Here is a 14597-nt window from a genome sequence, read left to right as displayed (position 1 = left end):
TGCCGTGGGCGGGCGCCCGCCGTCCGCCCGCGGGACGCCCCGCCGGCGCGGAACCCGGCGCGCCCGCGGTCCGTCGTCTGTGTGTGGACACCCTCCGCACGCTGCTGAACCTGGTCTGGCTGGTCCTGCAGGGCTGGCTGCTCGCGCTGGCCTACGCCTTCGCCGGCGTGGTGGCCTGTCTGCTGGTGGTGACCATCCCGTTCGGCATCGCCTCGTTCCGGCTCGCCGGGTTCGTGGCGTGGCCGTTCGGCCGGACGACGGTGCGGGCACCGGGCGCCGGCGTCGCCTCGGCGATCGGGAACCTGCTGTGGTTCCTGATCGCCGGGTGGTGGCTGGCGCTGCTGCACGTGGTCGCCGGGATCGCCTTCTGCGTGACGATCATCGGGATCCCGTTCGGGATCGCGTCGTTCAAGCTGGCCGCCGTCGGGCTGTTCCCGCTGGGCAAGCGGGTGGTGGACACCGCTCCCCCGCGCGACTGGATGCACGCCGGCAGCGGCGTGGTGCAGGGCGCACCCGCCCGCTGACGACGCCGGCGCCCGAACCTCTGGGGCTCAGGCCTCCGGCTCGTCGGCCCAGCGGGCGAGGAACTCCTTCTCGTCCGGGGTGAGCCGGCGCGGCCGTTCGATGGAGAAGTCGAAGGGCACCAGGAGCGTGCTGCCGGTGACGGCGAGCCGCTCGTGGTCGAAGACCTCGTAGTGGCAGGTGAAGGCGGCCGCACGCACGTCCGACACCCAGATCTGCACGTCCAGCGGCCGGGCGGAGTAGACGACCGGCCGCTTGTAGGCGATCGCGTGGGCGGCGACGACGGTGCCGCGGCGCAGCCCTGTGCGCTCCTCCAGCGACGCCCGCTCGAAGAACAGCGCGACCCGCGCCATCTCGAAGTACTGCAGGTAGACGACGTTGTTGACGTGGCCGTAGGCGTCCATGTCCGACCAGCGCATCGGGACCTGCACCGTGAACCGCACGGTCCGACACCCTGCCGCACGCCGCCCGCACCCGTCGACCGCGGCTCGTCGCGCCGTGTGCCCGGACCGCGCCGTGTGCACGAACCACGCCGGGGAGGTCGGGACCGCGCTGTGTGCACACACCGCGCCTGCAGACGGCGACGGCCGGCCGGAGCACGTGCTCCGGCCGGCCGGTGAGGCCCCCCTCCCCCTCAGCCCTCGCAAGCTCGGGCCGAGCCTCCGGAGGGGGCCGCTAGTCGCGGGTGAGCTTGCGGTAGGTCGCGCGGTGCGGGCGGGCGGCCTCGGGGCCGAGCCGCTCGACCTTGTTCTTCTCGTAGTCGGCGAAGTTGCCCTCGAACCAGAACCACGTGGACTCGCCCTCGTAGGCGAGGATGTGGGTGGCCACGCGGTCGAGGAACCACCGGTCGTGGCTGACCACCACGGCGCAGCCGGGGAACTCCAGCAGCGCCGACTCCAGGCTGGTCAGCGTCTCCACGTCGAGGTCGTTGGTCGGCTCGTCGAGCAGCAGCAGGTTGCCGCCCTGCTTGAGGGTCAGCGCCAGGTTCAGCCGGTTGCGCTCACCGCCGGAGAGCACGCCGGCCGGCTTCTGCTGGTCCGGGCCCTTGAAGCCGAACGCCGCGACGTAGGCCCGCGAGGGCATCTCCACGTTGCCGACCTTGATGTGGTCCAGACCGTCGGAGACGACCTCCCACAGCGTCTTCTTGGGGTCGATGCCGCTGCGGGTCTGCTCGACGTAGGAGATCTTCACCGTCTCGCCGACCTTGATGTCGCCGTCGTCGGGCTTCTCCTCGCCGACCAGCATCTTGAACAGCGTGGTCTTGCCGGCGCCGTTGGGGCCGACGACGCCGACGATGCCGTTGCGCGGCAGCGTGAAGGACAGGTCGTCGATGAGGATGCGGTCACCGAAGCCCTTGGTGAGGTCGTGGCTCTCGACGACCACGTTGCCCAGCCGTGGGCCCGGCGGGATCTGGATCTCCTCGAAGTCCAGCTTGCGGAACTTGTCGGCCTCGGCCGCCATCTCCTCGTAGCGCTGGAGGCGGGCCTTGCTCTTGGCCTGGCGGGCCTTCGCGCCCGACCGCACCCACTCCAGCTCCTCGGCCAGCCGCTTCTGCCGCTTGGCGTCCTTGGCGCCCTCGACCTTGAGGCGGGCGGCCTTGGTCTCCAGGTAGGTGGAGTAGTTGCCCTCGTAGGGGTAGGCCCGGCCGCGGTCGAGCTCGAGGATCCACTGGGCGACGTTGTCGAGGAAGTACCGGTCGTGGGTGACGGCGACGACGGTGCCGGCGTACTTCTCCAGGTGCTGCTCCAGCCACGCCACGCTCTCGGCGTCGAGGTGGTTGGTGGGCTCGTCGAGCAGCAGCAGGTCGGGCGCCTCGAGCAGCAGGCGGCACAGCGCGACGCGGCGGCGCTCACCACCGGACAGGACGCTGACGTCGGCGTCGCCGGGCGGGCAGCGCAGCGCATCCATGGCCTGCTCGATGCGGGCGTCGAGCTCCCAGCCGTCGTGCTGCTCGATGACCTCCATGAGCTCGCCCTGCTCGGCCAGCAGCGCGTCGAAGTCGGCGTCGGGCTCCCCCATCGCCGCGCTGACCTCCTCGAAGCGGGTCAGCGCGTCGCGCAGCGGCTTCACCGCCTCCTCGACGTTGCCGCGTACGTCGAGCTCCTCGTTGAGCGGCGGCTCCTGCAGCAGGATGCCGACGGTCGCGTCGGCGGCCAGCATGACGTCGCCGTTGGAGGGCTGGTCCAGGCCGGCCATGATCTTGAGGACGGTCGACTTGCCCGCACCGTTGGGACCGACGACGCCGATCTTGGCGCCGGGCAGGAACGACAGGGTGACGTCGTCAAGGATGACCTTGTCGCCGTGCGCCTTGCGGGCACGGGCCATGGTGTAGATGTACTGAGCCACTGGGCGTTCGAGCCTTCCGTCGGTGCGCGAGGAGGGGCGGGCCGGCGCGTGCTCCGGCCCGGCCCCCGTGCGTTCTCGTCCCCGATCCTCCCAGTTCGCGGCGGCTAGCGGAGAGCCGGTTCCGGCAGGGCGTCGAGCGCCGCACCGGCCGCGGACGAGTCGGGGTCCAACTCGTACAACGGCTGCACGGGCTCCGGATAGTCCCGCTCGTCGGCGGCGTCGTCGACCGGCTCGGCCGGCGGCGGTGCGGCCGCCGGCCGCCGGGTCTTGCGGAACTCGGCGGTGCCCTTGCTGAGGTCGAAGCCCACGGTCCGGGCCCGGACCCGCGGCCGGCTGTGGCGGCCCGTGTCGTTCTCCCACTCGTCGGTGCGCAGTGTGCCCCGGACGATGACCGGGTCGCCCTTGCTGACGCTGTGCGACACGTTGCCGCTCAGCTCGTTCCAGCACTCGACGTCGACGAAGAACGACGCGCCGTCGACGAAGCTCCCCGCGGTGCCGTCCCAGCGCCGCTCGGTGGAGGCGACGCGGAAGTTGGTGACGGTGCCGCTCTGCGTGCGCACGCGGCTGGGTGACGTGACGACGTTGCCGACGACGGTGATCTCGGTGGTGCTCACGGTGCTCCTCGGGTCCCAGGAGCCGGCACGGTGCCGGTCCGGGCCCGACCCTCGCCGCCGCTCAGGCGCCTGTGGCGGCGCGGGGAGCGACCTGTGGAGCGCCCGGCGCCTGTGGACGGCGAGCGGCCCGACCGTCACCGGCTCACGCCCGCCGCAGCGGAGGTGTCATCATCGCGGCCGAGCGCCCGTAGCTCAGCGGATAGAGCAGGTGCCTTCTAAGCACTTGGTCGCAGGTTCGATCCCTGCCGGGCGCGCTCGGCGAGGCCCAGGAGGTCCGCGGCGGTCGACGACACGGTCGTCGTCGCGCCAGGGACCGGAGCGGTCGGCCACGCGGGCGGCTCCGTCGTCGAGGGTGCAGCCGGCCTGCCGCTGCGCATCGCCTCCGGCGTCACTCCAGATCGCCGGCGTCTGGCCGTGCCGAGCGGGGGCGTCGGTCGTCGCGTGCCGGCGGGATACCGGGAACAGAAGTACCGGGAGGGCCGTCGGAGCTTCCGGCGACGGGTGGCCCTGGGGCTGAGCCTCGGTCTCCCACCGGTCAGGGTCACGCCCCTCTTGCTCTCGTGGCTCGGTGGGGGAACGTGGCGATGGGCCGGTTTCGTGCTCGGTGCGCCGATGGCCTTCTTCATCGCGGCGTGGAACTCCCCGCCGGACGACGTGGAGCGCCATGCCCGAGCGACCGCAGGTGAGCGGCGCACTGCGAAGGCACTTCGCGAACCGGAGTGCGACGGCCGGCACGCCGTCCACGACGTCGAACGGCGGGTGAACGGCAACGTCGACCACATCCTCATCGGGCCCAGGGACATCCGGGCGAGCTACCGGCGAGCCTCGTCGCTCAGCCTCCGCACCTCGTGGTGGGAGCGGTGCAGCCACCCCCGGCGCTCGGCGTGGTGGTCACGGGGGACCTCCCGAGAAGTGGTGCGGCGGGTGGGCTCACGATCTCCCCGTCCCGATCCCGGACGGGTGAACAGGGACCCACCTGGCGCCTGCGTCCTCAGGGCCCGGTGCACTCCCCGGCGGGGTGCCCGGAGCGGGCGAGGCCGGTGCCGTCCGCCGCCAGGACGTCGACGGAGGGGTCGGTCGCCCCCTGGGCCTGCAGCCAGGCCACCGCGCCCTCGCACACCGCGAGCGCCTGCTGCACCTCGGGTCCGGCCGCGGCGATGCTCGTCCGGACCTCGACCCGGCCGGGCGCGGTCTGCTCGGCGGAGACGACGGCCGCGCCCCAGACGGCGGCGCCCGCGGCGGCCCGCAGCTCCTCGGTGGCGTCGCCGCCCCCGGACACCGGCGGCACCTCGCCACCCGTCGCCGACGGGACGGCGGGCGCGCTGCCGGTGGCCGCGGAGCTGCCGGCGTCGCCGTCCGCACCGGTCAGCAGGACGCCCACGAGCGTGAGGACCGCGACGACGCCGACCGCGAGCAGCGCCCACGTCATCCGGCGCCCACCGGTCCGCCCCGGTCCCCCGTGCATGGCACCGCACCCTAGCGGCGGGGACGCGGGCGCCGCCCGAGGTCGTGCCCCGCCCCTGCGATCGGGGCCCGCGACGATCCGATGCTGCCGCCCGCCGGGGCCGTGCAACGACGTGGCCACGACGTGCGCTGGGGCCACCGGGGCCGACAGCTGCGGCCGGCTGCACGCGGCCGGAGTGCGGACGTTGCCCGCCGGCGTCGAGCAGGACGTCCTGCCGACGCCTGTCCGCTCCACCCGAGGACACCCGCCGGCTGCCCCGTGAGCGGCTGCCGGACGGGTGTTCGGGCGCCTCCTCGGCCGCATCGCGGCACCGGCGATGCTGAGGGACCTGCTGCCGGTGGTGTCCGAGTGGCCCCCTGACCTCGTGGTCCACGATGCGGCCGAGCTCCCTCGGCCGGCTCCCCCTCCGACGCGCCCCACCGCGCCGTCGCCGGCGGGTCCGGGTCACTGGCGGTGGGCTGCAAGTGATCTCGAAGAGCGCCGCAAGCGGGCGGCGGGACGGTGCTCCCGAGCACCCGGGGACGGCCCCGGGACCGCACCGAGGAGCGCCCCGTGACCCAGGTCCACGACCCCCGCAACGCCCAGCCGTACGCCCCGCAGGGCCCCTACGCCCCGGCGCCCTTCCCCGCCCCCAACGGCTGGGACGGCCCCGGCTCCGCCCCGGGTGCCCCCTACGGCCAGCAGCCCCCGAAGAAGCGCACCGGCGCCATCGTCGGCAGCATCCTCGCGGTGCTCGTCGTCGCCGGGCTCGGCGTCGGCGCCTTCTTCCTCCTCGGCAGCAAGGTGCTCGACACCGCCGAGGCCGAGCGGCAGATCGCCGCCGTCGCGCAGGAGCAGGCCGGCGTCACCGTCACCGACGTCAGCTGCCCGGAGGACGTCGAGCTCGCCGCCGGCACGGTCACCACCTGCACCGCGCAGCTGGAGGGCCAGGAGGTCACCTTCACCGTCGAGCAGACCGACGACGAGGGCAACGTGACCATCGACAGCGACCAGGTCTACGTGCACGTGACCGACGTCGAGTCCGCGCTGTCCGAGCAGTTCGCCGCGAGCACCGGCCTCGAGGTCGTCTCCACCTGCGACGCCGGCGACCGCACCGTGCTCGTCGCCGAGGACGGCCTGACGCTGGACTGCCAGGTGGCCGCGGCCGACGACCCGTCCGACAGCGTCGTCGTCGTCGCCACGCTCGACGCCGAGGGCAACGTCAGCTTCGAGTGACCCGCAGGACGGAAGAGGCCCGGGACCGCACCGCGGTCCCGGGCCTCTCGCGTGCGTGCGTCAGCGCGCGGCGGCGAGCGTCCAGCCCAGCGCCGGCGCGACGTGGCGCGCGACGTTCTCCAGCAGCCGGGCGTTGTACTCGACGCCGAGCATGTTCGGCACCGTGAGCAGCAGGGTGTCGGCCTCGCGGACGGCGGCGTCCTTGGCCAGCTCCTCGGCCACCTGGTCGGGCTCGCCGGCGTAGCTGCGGCCGAAGCGGGCGCGCACGCCCTCGAGCAGGCCGACCTGGTCGGACGAGCGGCGCTCGTCGCCGAAGTAGGCGCGGTCGAGGTCGGACACGATCGGGATCACGCTGCGGCTCACCGACACCCGCGGCGCGCGGTCCCACCCGGCCTCGGCCCAGGCGGCGCGGTAGCGGGCGATCTGCTCGGCCTGCAGCTCGTCGAAGGGCACGCCGGTGTCCTCGGACAGCAGCGTCGAGCTCATGAGGTTCAGCCCCTGGCGGGCGGCCCACTCCCCCGTCGCCCGGGTGCCGGCGCCCCACCAGATCCGGTCGGCCAGGCCCGGCGACTGCGGCTGGACCGCCAGCCGGCCGCGGGCGCCGCCGGTCATCCCCGGGTCGGCGTCGACGACGGTCGCGCCCCGGGTGGCGGCGAGGAACAGCGCCGTCTTCTCCCGCGCCAGGTCGGCGTCCGAGGACCCCTCCGGCGGGACGTAGCCGAACGCCTCCGAGCCGCGCAGCGCCGTCTCGGGTGACCCCCGGCTCACGCCGAGCTGCAGCCGGCCGCCGGCGAGCAGGTCGGTGGCCGCGGCCTCCTCGGCCATGTACAGCGGGTTCTCGTAGCGCATGTCGATGACGCCGGTGCCGAGCTCGATCCGCGAGGTCCGCGCGGCCATGGCGGCCAGCAGCGGGAACGGCGAGGCCAGCTGCCGCGCGAAGTGGTGCACCCGGACGAACGCGCCGTCCAGGCCGAGCTCCTCGGCGGCGACGGCGAGCTCGACGGTCTGCACGAGCGCGTCCCGCGCCGTGCGCACCTCCGAGCCGGGCAGCGGCTGCCAGTGACCGAACGACAGGAACCCGATGCGCTTGCCGACGTCCATGCCCGGCACAGCGCGCGGGCCGGGCGCGGGATTCCCCGGCGGTCAGCGCGGCGGCAGCTGCTGGACCGCCCAGCCGTTCCCGTCCGGGTCGCTGAAGAACACGAACGACCCCCACGGGAGGTGCTGGACCTCGCTGACCTCCACGCCCCGCCCGGTCAGCTCCTTGTGGGCCAGCTCGACGTCGGGGACGACGAGCTGCAGCCCCTGCGCCGCTCCGGGGGGCACGTCGAGCAGGCCGGTGCCGATCGCGATCGAGCACGCCGACCCCGGCGGGGTGAGCTGCACGAACCGGACCTCGTCGCTCACCCGGTGGTCGTGGTCGAGGTGGAACCCGGCGCCCTCGGTGTAGAAGGTGATCGCCCGGTCGACGTCGCTGACCGGCACGGCGACCAGCTCGAGCTTCCAGTCCATGACGTACTCCTCCGCTCGGGGCGCCCACCCTGCTCCCCGGAGCGGGTCGTGGGCACCCTCCCGGGCGCGGTGGAGGAGACCCGGGGGTCCGGACGCCGCGGGTCCGGGTGGAGGCGCTGCTCACGGCGACGTCCCACGCGCACCGGACGACACGGCAGCCTCTCGCCGTGACGGAACGTGAGCGACCGACCACGACTCTCCGTGTGCGGGTTCCGCAGCTCCGGCCGTCCGGTCGGCCACCCTGTGGAGGTGACTCTCAGCGCCCCCGACGTGCCCCGGCCCCGGGCCGACCAGCCCGGCGAGCCGAGCGGTGCACCGGCGGGGACGAGGCTGCGGGCCATCGACACGCTGCTGGCCGACCGCGGCCAGGTGTTCCGCGCCCTGTTCCTCAACTCGCCGGTCCCCAAGGCCCTGGTTGGCCTCGACGGCCACCTGCTCGTCGTCAACGACGCGCTGTGCGCGCTGTCCGGCCGCGGCATCGACGACGTGGTGGGCCGCCACGTCGACCTGCTCGCCCACCCCGACGAGGCCCCGATCCCCGACGGCGACGGCGCTCCCGGCGACGAGGCCGCCCTGGACCCGTGGCTGCGCCGGGACGGTGAGCGCCGCCTGCGCCGCGCCGACGGCACCGAGCTGTGGGTGCAGCAGTCGCACACCGTCGTCCACCGGACCACCGGCGAGCCGCACTTCGTCGTCCTGTCGCTGGTCGACGTCACCGACCGGCGACGCGCCGAGGAGGACCTGGTCCGCCGGGCCTTCACCGACCAGCTCACCGGGCTGCCCAACCGCCGCGCGCTCACCGACCGGCTCGCCCACGCCCTCGCGCTGTCCCGCCGCCGCGGGCTGCAGGTGGGCCTGGTGCACCTGGACCTCGACCGGTTCCAGGCGGTCAACGACACCCTCGGCACCGAGGCCGGCGACCAGCTGCTCAGCCAGGTCGCCGACCGGCTGCGCTGGAGCACCCGCGTCGAGGACACCGCCGTCCGGCTCGGCGCCGACGAGTTCCTCATCCTCGCCGAGGACGTCGAGGACCTCGACGGGCTGCGGGCGCTGGCCGACCGGCTGCTGTCGGTGCTCGACGACCCGTTCCAGCTGGGCAACCGCGAGATCGTGCTGTCGGCGAGCGTCGGGCTGACCATGGGCTCCGACGTCGCCCCCGACGACCTGCTGCGCCAGGCGCACAGCGCGCTCACCCGCGCCAAGCGGGACGGCAGCCGGGCGCGGATCGAGGTGCACGACGGCGGCCTGACCGAGGACGAGGTCGACCTGCTGCAGCTGGAGACCGACCTGCGCCGGGCGCTGGACGGCGACGAGCTGCGGCTGTTCTACCAGCCGATCGTCTCCCTGGCCGACGAGACGCTGCTCGGCTACGAGGCGCTCATCCGCTGGCAGCACCCCACCCGTGGGCTGCTGCCGCCCGGCGCGTTCCTCGACGCCGCGGAGAACAACCGGCTCACCTCCCGCCTGGGCGCCTGGGTGCTGCGCCAGGCGTGCACCGACGCCGCCGGCTGGCCGGCCGGGCTGCGGGTGCACGTCAACGTCTCCGCCCGGCACCTGGCCGAGGAGGGCTTCAGCGACCTGGTCGCGGCCGCGCTGGAGGAGTCCGGCCTGCCGCCCGAGCGGCTGGAGCTGGAGATCACCGAGTCGACGGCGCTGTTCGCCGCCGAGGCCACGCTGCAGGCGGTGTCGGAGGTGACCGCGCGCGGCGTCACGCTGGCGCTCGACGACTTCGGCACCGGCTACTCGGCGATCACCGCGCTGCACCGGCTGCCGATCCACACCGTGAAGATCGACCGGTCGTTCGTCGCCGACGTCGTCACCCGGCCCTCCACCGCCGCGCTGGTCCAGGGCCTGCTGCAGCTCGGGCAGGGCATGGGCCTGCAGGTGATCGCCGAGGGCATCGAGGACCTCGAGCAGGCCGAGTGGCTGCGCCGGCACGGCTGCGCGATGGCGCAGGGCTACGCGTTCGGCCGGCCCGCGCCGCTGCCCAGCCGCGCCGAGGCGCTGATGGCCGAGGTGCTCGTCGAGCAGGCCGCGGAGGAGGCCGCCGCCGTCCTGGAGGCCGTGACCGGCGAGCTGGAGGCGGTCACCGGCGAGCTGCCCCCGGTGCCGGACCCGGCCGGCGGCGACGGCGTCGACCTGTTCCCGCTGGAGGACGCCGGGGAGCCCCCGGCCTCCCGGCCGTTCCTCGTGGTCGTCGAGGACACCACCACCGACGACGAGCAGGACGACGACGAGCCGGACGACGACGAGCCGGCCGACGAGGACGAGTCCCGGCCCTGAGCCTTCCGGGCACGTCCGCGGAGGTGCCCGGTGCACCTCCGCGGACGTGCACGCTCAGCCGCGCGGCAGCGCCTGCGGCACCGGCCGCTTCGGGGCCCGGCCGTCGCCGGAGGACCGGCCGCGCAGGCGGCGGGCGATCCACGGCGCGACGAACCCGCGCACCCACGCGGCCTCCTCGGCCAGCGCCGCGCGCAGCGCCCGCGGCGGGGCCGGCGGCAGCGGGGTGCGCCACTCGCCGTCGCCGGGGACCGGGACGCCGAGCGCGTCGGCCGCGGCCAGCGCCATCCGCCGGTGCCCCTCGGCGGTGAGGTGGATGCGGTCGCTGTCCCACAGCCGCCAGTCCAGCAGCCAGTCCGCGCCCCACTGGTCGAGGACGACGGCGCCGTGCCGGGCGGCGATCGACCACAGCGAGGCGTTGAACACCGCGACCCGGCCGCGGGTGCGCCGGATGATCGGCGTCAGCCGCGGGTCGACACCGGTGGCCAGCAGCACGTCGGCGCCGCCGGCGCGGAAGCCGGCCACCGCCTCCTCCAGCGCGGCAGCCAGCACGTCGGGGTCGGCGCCGGGGCGGAGCATGTCGTTGCCGCCGGCCACCAGGCTCACCAGGTCCGGCCGCGCCGCGCGGGCGACCGGCACCTGCTCGGCGAGCACCTGCGGGAGCAGCCGCCCGCGGATGGCGAGGTTGGCGTACTCGACGTCGGCGCCCGGCGAGGCCTCGGCCAGGTGCCCGGCGAGCCGGTCGGCCCAGCCGCGGTACTCGCCGGGGCGGGCCGGGTCGGGGTCGCTGAGCCCCTCCGTGAAGGAGTCGCCGAGGGCGACGTAGCGGCGCCAGGAGCTGCGGGACGGTGCGGGCACGGATCCACTGCAGCACGGTGAGCGAGCACACAGCGCGCCGGGACCCCGGCCGCGGCGACGATTCCGGGCATGCCGACCTCCGTCGCTGCCTCGCTCACCCTCTCCTCGGCCGGCCCGGCCACCGCGTTGCTGCAGGTGGCGGTGGCCGCGCCCGCCACCGAGACGCTGACCGTGCTGTGCGAGGGGCGCCCGCTGGAGGTCGAGGAGGTCCAGGTGGGCGAGGCGCGGGTGCACCGGGTCCGGCTGGAGGCGGGCACCACCGAGGTCACCTACACCGCGACCGCGGAGCGCGGCGGCCCGGGCCGGGCGGTGACGCCGGAGGCGTGGGCGGAGGCGATCCGGCCCAGCCGCTACTGCCCGTCGGACCAGCTCGAGGGGTTCGCCTCCGCCGAGTTCGACCGCTCGCTGCCCCGCGCGGAGCTGGTGGGCGCGGTGACCGACTGGGTGCACCGCCGGCTGGTCTACGCCGCGGGCGCCAGCCGCCCGGTGGACACCGCCGTCGACACGCTGCTGGCCGGGCGCGGCGTGTGCCGCGACTACGCGCACCTCACGGTCACCCTGCTGCGCGCGCTGGAGGTGCCGGCGCGGCTGGTCGCCGTCTACGCGCCGGGGCTGGACCCGATGGACTTCCACGCCGTCGCCGAGGCCGACGTCGACGGGACGTGGTGCGTGGTCGACGCGACGCGGCTGGCGCCGACGTCGTCGCTGGTGCGGATCTGCTCGGGCCGCGACGCCGCCGACACCGCCTTCCTCACCACGCTCGGCGGGGCGCGGTTCCTCGGCATGACCGTCACCGCCGCCGTCGACGGCGACCTGCCCGCACCCGACGGCGCGCCGTTCCCGCTGCCCTGAGCGCTCAGCCCTCCTCGGGCGCCTCGCGCAGCCGCTCCCGGAGGTCGCGCGGGAGCAGCTCGACCATCTCGGCGGGCAGGAACGGCAGGTCCAGCAGCGAGAGCTTGGCCCGGCTGCGCTGTGCCGAGCGGGAGCCCTCGATCCGCACGAGCTGCCCGGCGCCGGGGCGGTAGGAGACGGTCACCTCGTCGCCGGGCTGCAGCCGGCCGCCGAGGACGCCGTCGAACTCCATCGCCGGCCGCCCGGCGCCGATGGTCAGGGCCAGGGTCTCCCGGGCGCCGAGCAGCACCGTGCGCGAGATGCCCTGCATCGGCGCCGCCGGGGTGAGCAGGATGCCGTCGACCTCCGGGCTGACCACCGGGCCGCCGGCGGCGTAGTTGTAGGCCGTCGAGCCCATGGCGGTGGCCACGATGACGGCGTCGCAGCGCAGGTGGCCGTGCCGCCGGCCGCCCACCGACAGGTCGGCGCTGACCATCCCCTCCCCCGGCACCCGCGCGAGGACGGCGTCGTTGAACGCCAGCCACTCCCAGTCGCGCAGCCGGACCACCAGGCAGCCCCGCGACTCGGTGGTGACCCGGCCCTCGGCGAGCGCGGCCAGCGCCTCGCCGAGCTCGCGGCCCTCCACCTCGGCGAGGAACCCCAGGTGGCCGAGGTTGACGCCGAGCACCGGCACCGGGCGGGCGCTGACCATCCGCATCGCCCCGAGGATCGTGCCGTCGCCGCCGAGCGCGATGACGCCGTCGCAGGTGCCCGCCAGCTCCTCGGGCGCCACCGCGGTGACGCCGGTCAGGGCGAGCCGGGCGACGTCGTCGCGATCGGCCAGCAGCTGCACCCCGGCGCCGGCGGTCCACTCGGTGACCTGCCGGACCGCGGCGGAGGAGTCCCGCGTGGGGTGCAGGACCAGCCCGAGGCGCATCCCGGCGCTCAGCCGCGCCAGGTCTCGAGGAGGCGCAGCCAGATCTCGCTGACCGTCGGGTAGGCCGGGACCGCGTGCCACAGCCGCGCGATCGGCACCTCCCCGACGACGGCGATCGTCGCCGCGTGCAGCAGCTCGGCCACCGCCGGGCCGACGAAGGTCAGCCCGAGCAGCACCTCGCGCTCGGTGTCGACGACGGCGATCGCGGTCCCCTCGTAGCCGTCGGCGAACAGCGCCGCGCCCGAGACCGAGCCGATGGGGTACTCGACGACGCGGTGCGGCAGGCCCCGCTCCTCGGCGTGGGCGCTGGTCAGGCCGACGCTGGCCACCTGCGGGTCGGTGAACACGACCGAGGGCGTGGCGGCGCGGTCGGCGGTGGCGGTGTGCGGCGACCAGTCCTCCCCGCGCACCTCCTCGCCGCGGGCGCGCGCGACGATCGCCGCGCCGGCCTGGCGGGCCTGGTACTTGCCCATGTGGGTGAGCTGCCGGCGGCCGTTGACGTCGCCGACGCCGTAGAGCCAGGGCAGCCCGCGCACCTGCAGCGTGTCGTCGACGTCGAGGTACTCCCCCGGCTCCAGCCCGACGCTGTCCACGCCGATCGCGGTCGTCCGCGCCCGCCGCCCGACGGCCACGAGCACCTCGTCGCCGCGGACCTCGCCCTCGGCGGTCGTGAGGACCACCTCGTCGTGCTCGCGGCGGGCCGCGCGGACCTCGGCGCCGAGCCGGACGTCGACGCCGCGGTCGCGCAGCGAGGCGAGCACGGCGTCCCCGGCCTGCGGCTCGGCGCCGGGCAGCAGCCGGTCGCCCTGCTGGAGGAGCGTCACCCGCGAGCCGAGGGCGTTCCAGGCGGAGGACATCTCGCAGCCGACGTAGCCGCCGCCGACCACCAGCAGCCGGCGCGGGGGCTCCTTGGCGCTCGTGGCCTCGCGCGGGCTCCACGGCTCGACGTCGGCCAGGCCCTCGACCGGCGGCACCGCCGGCTCCGACCCGGTGCAGACGGCGACGGCGTGCCGCGCGGTCAGCCGGGTCTCGCCGCCGTCGGGGCGGGTCACGACGACCGTGCGCTCGCCCTCGAGCCGGGCGGTGCCGCGGACCAGGTCGATGCCGGCGCCCTGCACCCAGCGCACTTGGCCCGCGTCGTCCCAGTGGCTCGCGAAGGAGTCGCGGCGCTCGAGGGTGGCGGGAACGTCCTGCTCGCCGGTCACCGCGGCCGCGGCGCCCCGGACCGCGCGGGCCTCCTCGATCGCCTCGGTGCCGCGCAGCAGCGCCTTGCTCGGCATGCACGCGTAGTACGAGCACTCCCCGCCGACGAGGTGCTGCTCGACGAGCACCGCGGACAGCCCGCCCCGCACGACGACGTCGGCGACGTTCTCGCCGGTCGAGCCGGCTCCCATCACGACGACGTCGTAGATCTCCTCGTCCGCGCTGCTCACCGGGCCATCCTGGCGGTGTGGTCGACTGGCCGCCATGCCGGTGTCACCCTCCGAGTTCACCGCCGCCCTGCGGCAGTACGCCGCGGGGGTGGCGCTGCTGACCGTCCGGGACGACATCGACGACGTCGGGACGACGGTCACCTCGGTCATGAGCGTGTCGGCCGACCCGCCGCTGGTCGCCGTCGGGCTGACCGCCGACGGCTACCCGGCCGAGGTGCTGGAGGCCGTGGGCAGCTGCGGGCTCACCGTGCTCGCCGCCGGGCAGGCGATCCTCGCCAGCCGGTTCTCCTCCGCGGGGCGGCCCTCGGCGCGGCACCTGCTCGAGTCGGTGCCGTGGTCGCGGGCGGGCGGCAGCGGCGCGATCGTGCTCGACGGCGGCGTCGTCGCGCTGGACTGCCGGCTCGACCGGCTGGTGCCGGCCGGGGACCACGTGCTGGCGCTGCTCGCCGTCGAGGACGTGCCGGTGCTGCGCGAGGACGCCGCGCCCCTGCTCCGGCTGCGCGGTCGCTACGTCGACGCCCCCTGACGGGCGGATCCGCGCACGCGGGACGGCCGGCCCCCTCGCCGGGCCCCGTCGCGCGCGT

14 protein-coding genes and 1 tRNA gene are annotated in these 14597 nt (G+C 75.4%); 6 read left to right on the top strand and 9 right to left on the bottom strand.

The window, feature by feature from the left end:
• The first annotated feature begins 83 nt into the window (after positions 1-83).
• A complete protein-coding gene (locus ACI79B_RS17315) occupies positions 84-524 on the top strand; it encodes a YccF domain-containing protein (protein ID WP_456927003.1) in 441 nt (146 codons plus the stop codon).
• A 27-nt stretch (positions 525-551) separates the two neighbouring features.
• Here the strand turns inward: ACI79B_RS17315 and ACI79B_RS17310 are convergent, their stop codons facing one another.
• The 3 genes from ACI79B_RS17310 to ACI79B_RS17300 all read right to left on the bottom strand — a co-directional run bounded on the left by ACI79B_RS17310 (position 552) and on the right by ACI79B_RS17300 (position 3482).
• Entirely contained in the window at positions 552-965 is a 414-nt protein-coding gene (locus tag ACI79B_RS17310; RefSeq protein ID WP_456927004.1) for an acyl-CoA thioesterase, read from the bottom strand.
• 232 nt (positions 966-1197) lie between these two features.
• Positions 1198-2868, bottom strand: coding sequence for an energy-dependent translational throttle protein EttA (gene ettA, locus ACI79B_RS17305; RefSeq protein WP_456927005.1), 1671 nt, complete (start codon positions 2866-2868; stop codon positions 1198-1200).
• Positions 2869-2972: 104 nt separating this feature from the next.
• On the bottom strand, positions 2973-3482 hold the full coding sequence (locus tag ACI79B_RS17300) for a single-stranded DNA-binding protein (RefSeq protein ID WP_456927006.1): 510 nt from the start codon (positions 3480-3482) through the stop codon (positions 2973-2975).
• Positions 3483-3663: 181 nt separating this feature from the next.
• Between ACI79B_RS17300 and ACI79B_RS17295 the strand changes: the two genes are divergently transcribed.
• Positions 3664-3736 (top strand) — tRNA-Arg (locus ACI79B_RS17295).
• Between the two features lie 737 nt (positions 3737-4473).
• On the opposite strand, the gene ACI79B_RS17290 is transcribed toward ACI79B_RS17295, so the two are convergent.
• Positions 4474-4947, bottom strand: coding sequence for a hypothetical protein (locus ACI79B_RS17290; RefSeq protein WP_456927007.1), 474 nt, complete (start codon positions 4945-4947; stop codon positions 4474-4476).
• Positions 4948-5499: 552 nt separating this feature from the next.
• Here ACI79B_RS17290 and ACI79B_RS17285 point away from each other — a divergent pair.
• Positions 5500-6162 (top strand): DUF4333 domain-containing protein, encoded by a 663-nt coding sequence (locus ACI79B_RS17285; protein ID WP_456927008.1) that lies wholly within the window; start codon positions 5500-5502, stop codon positions 6160-6162.
• Positions 6163-6222: 60 nt separating this feature from the next.
• On the opposite strand, the gene ACI79B_RS17280 is transcribed toward ACI79B_RS17285, so the two are convergent.
• Together ACI79B_RS17280 and ACI79B_RS17275 are read right to left on the bottom strand one after the other, a co-directional pair.
• Positions 6223-7263, bottom strand: a complete 1041-nt coding sequence (locus ACI79B_RS17280; protein ID WP_456927009.1) for an LLM class flavin-dependent oxidoreductase — start codon at positions 7261-7263, stop codon at positions 6223-6225.
• A 42-nt stretch (positions 7264-7305) separates the two neighbouring features.
• Complete coding sequence (locus ACI79B_RS17275; protein WP_456927010.1) at positions 7306-7674, bottom strand: VOC family protein; 369 nt, start codon at positions 7672-7674, stop codon at positions 7306-7308.
• Between the two features lie 249 nt (positions 7675-7923).
• Here ACI79B_RS17275 and ACI79B_RS17270 point away from each other — a divergent pair, with 249 nt between their 5' ends.
• Positions 7924-9957, top strand: coding sequence for a putative bifunctional diguanylate cyclase/phosphodiesterase (locus ACI79B_RS17270; RefSeq protein WP_456927011.1), 2034 nt, complete (start codon positions 7924-7926; stop codon positions 9955-9957).
• 54 nt (positions 9958-10011) lie between these two features.
• On the opposite strand, the gene ACI79B_RS17265 is transcribed toward ACI79B_RS17270, so the two are convergent.
• A complete protein-coding gene (locus ACI79B_RS17265) occupies positions 10012-10812 on the bottom strand; it encodes an SGNH/GDSL hydrolase family protein (protein WP_456927012.1) in 801 nt (266 codons plus the stop codon).
• Between the two features lie 69 nt (positions 10813-10881).
• Between ACI79B_RS17265 and ACI79B_RS17260 the strand changes: the two genes are divergently transcribed.
• A complete protein-coding gene (locus ACI79B_RS17260; protein WP_456927013.1) occupies positions 10882-11664 on the top strand; it encodes a transglutaminase-like domain-containing protein in 783 nt (260 codons plus the stop codon).
• Between the two features lie 4 nt (positions 11665-11668).
• Here ACI79B_RS17260 and ACI79B_RS17255 read toward each other — a convergent pair whose 3' ends face one another.
• Both ACI79B_RS17255 and ACI79B_RS17250 read right to left on the bottom strand, forming a co-directional pair.
• Positions 11669-12580 (bottom strand): NAD(+)/NADH kinase, encoded by a 912-nt coding sequence (locus tag ACI79B_RS17255; protein ID WP_456927014.1) that lies wholly within the window; start codon positions 12578-12580, stop codon positions 11669-11671.
• A gap of 8 nt (positions 12581-12588) precedes the next feature.
• On the bottom strand, positions 12589-14013 hold the full coding sequence (locus ACI79B_RS17250; protein ID WP_456927015.1) for a dihydrolipoyl dehydrogenase family protein: 1425 nt from the start codon (positions 14011-14013) through the stop codon (positions 12589-12591).
• Between the two features lie 34 nt (positions 14014-14047).
• On the opposite strand from ACI79B_RS17250, the gene ACI79B_RS17245 reads away from it, so the two are divergent.
• Positions 14048-14539 (top strand): flavin reductase family protein, encoded by a 492-nt coding sequence (locus ACI79B_RS17245; protein ID WP_456927016.1) that lies wholly within the window; start codon positions 14048-14050, stop codon positions 14537-14539.
• Positions 14540-14597 lie beyond the last annotated feature (58 nt).

It is taken from the genome of Geodermatophilus sp. SYSU D00879 (assembly GCF_054050375.1).
Note: the sequence above shows the minus strand (reverse complement) of the source record. Positions and strands in the feature narration are given on the sequence as shown.

What these genes read in the sequence shown, in the direction of transcription:
- ACI79B_RS17275 (WP_456927010.1), bottom strand. Translation starts at nt 7,674, where the DNA reads ATGGACTGGAAGCTCGAGCTGGTCGCCGTGCCGGTCAGCGACGTCGAC.
- ACI79B_RS17280 (WP_456927009.1), bottom strand. Translation starts at nt 7,263, where the DNA reads ATGGACGTCGGCAAGCGCATCGGGTTCCTGTCGTTCGGTCACTGGCAG.
- ACI79B_RS17245 (WP_456927016.1), top strand. Translation starts at nt 14,048, where the DNA reads ATGCCGGTGTCACCCTCCGAGTTCACCGCCGCCCTGCGGCAGTACGCC.
- ACI79B_RS17290 (WP_456927007.1), bottom strand. Translation starts at nt 4,947, where the DNA reads ATGCACGGGGGACCGGGGCGGACCGGTGGGCGCCGGATGACGTGGGCG.
- ACI79B_RS17255 (WP_456927014.1), bottom strand. Translation starts at nt 12,580, where the DNA reads ATGCGCCTCGGGCTGGTCCTGCACCCCACGCGGGACTCCTCCGCCGCG.
- ACI79B_RS17260 (WP_456927013.1), top strand. Translation starts at nt 10,882, where the DNA reads ATGCCGACCTCCGTCGCTGCCTCGCTCACCCTCTCCTCGGCCGGCCCG.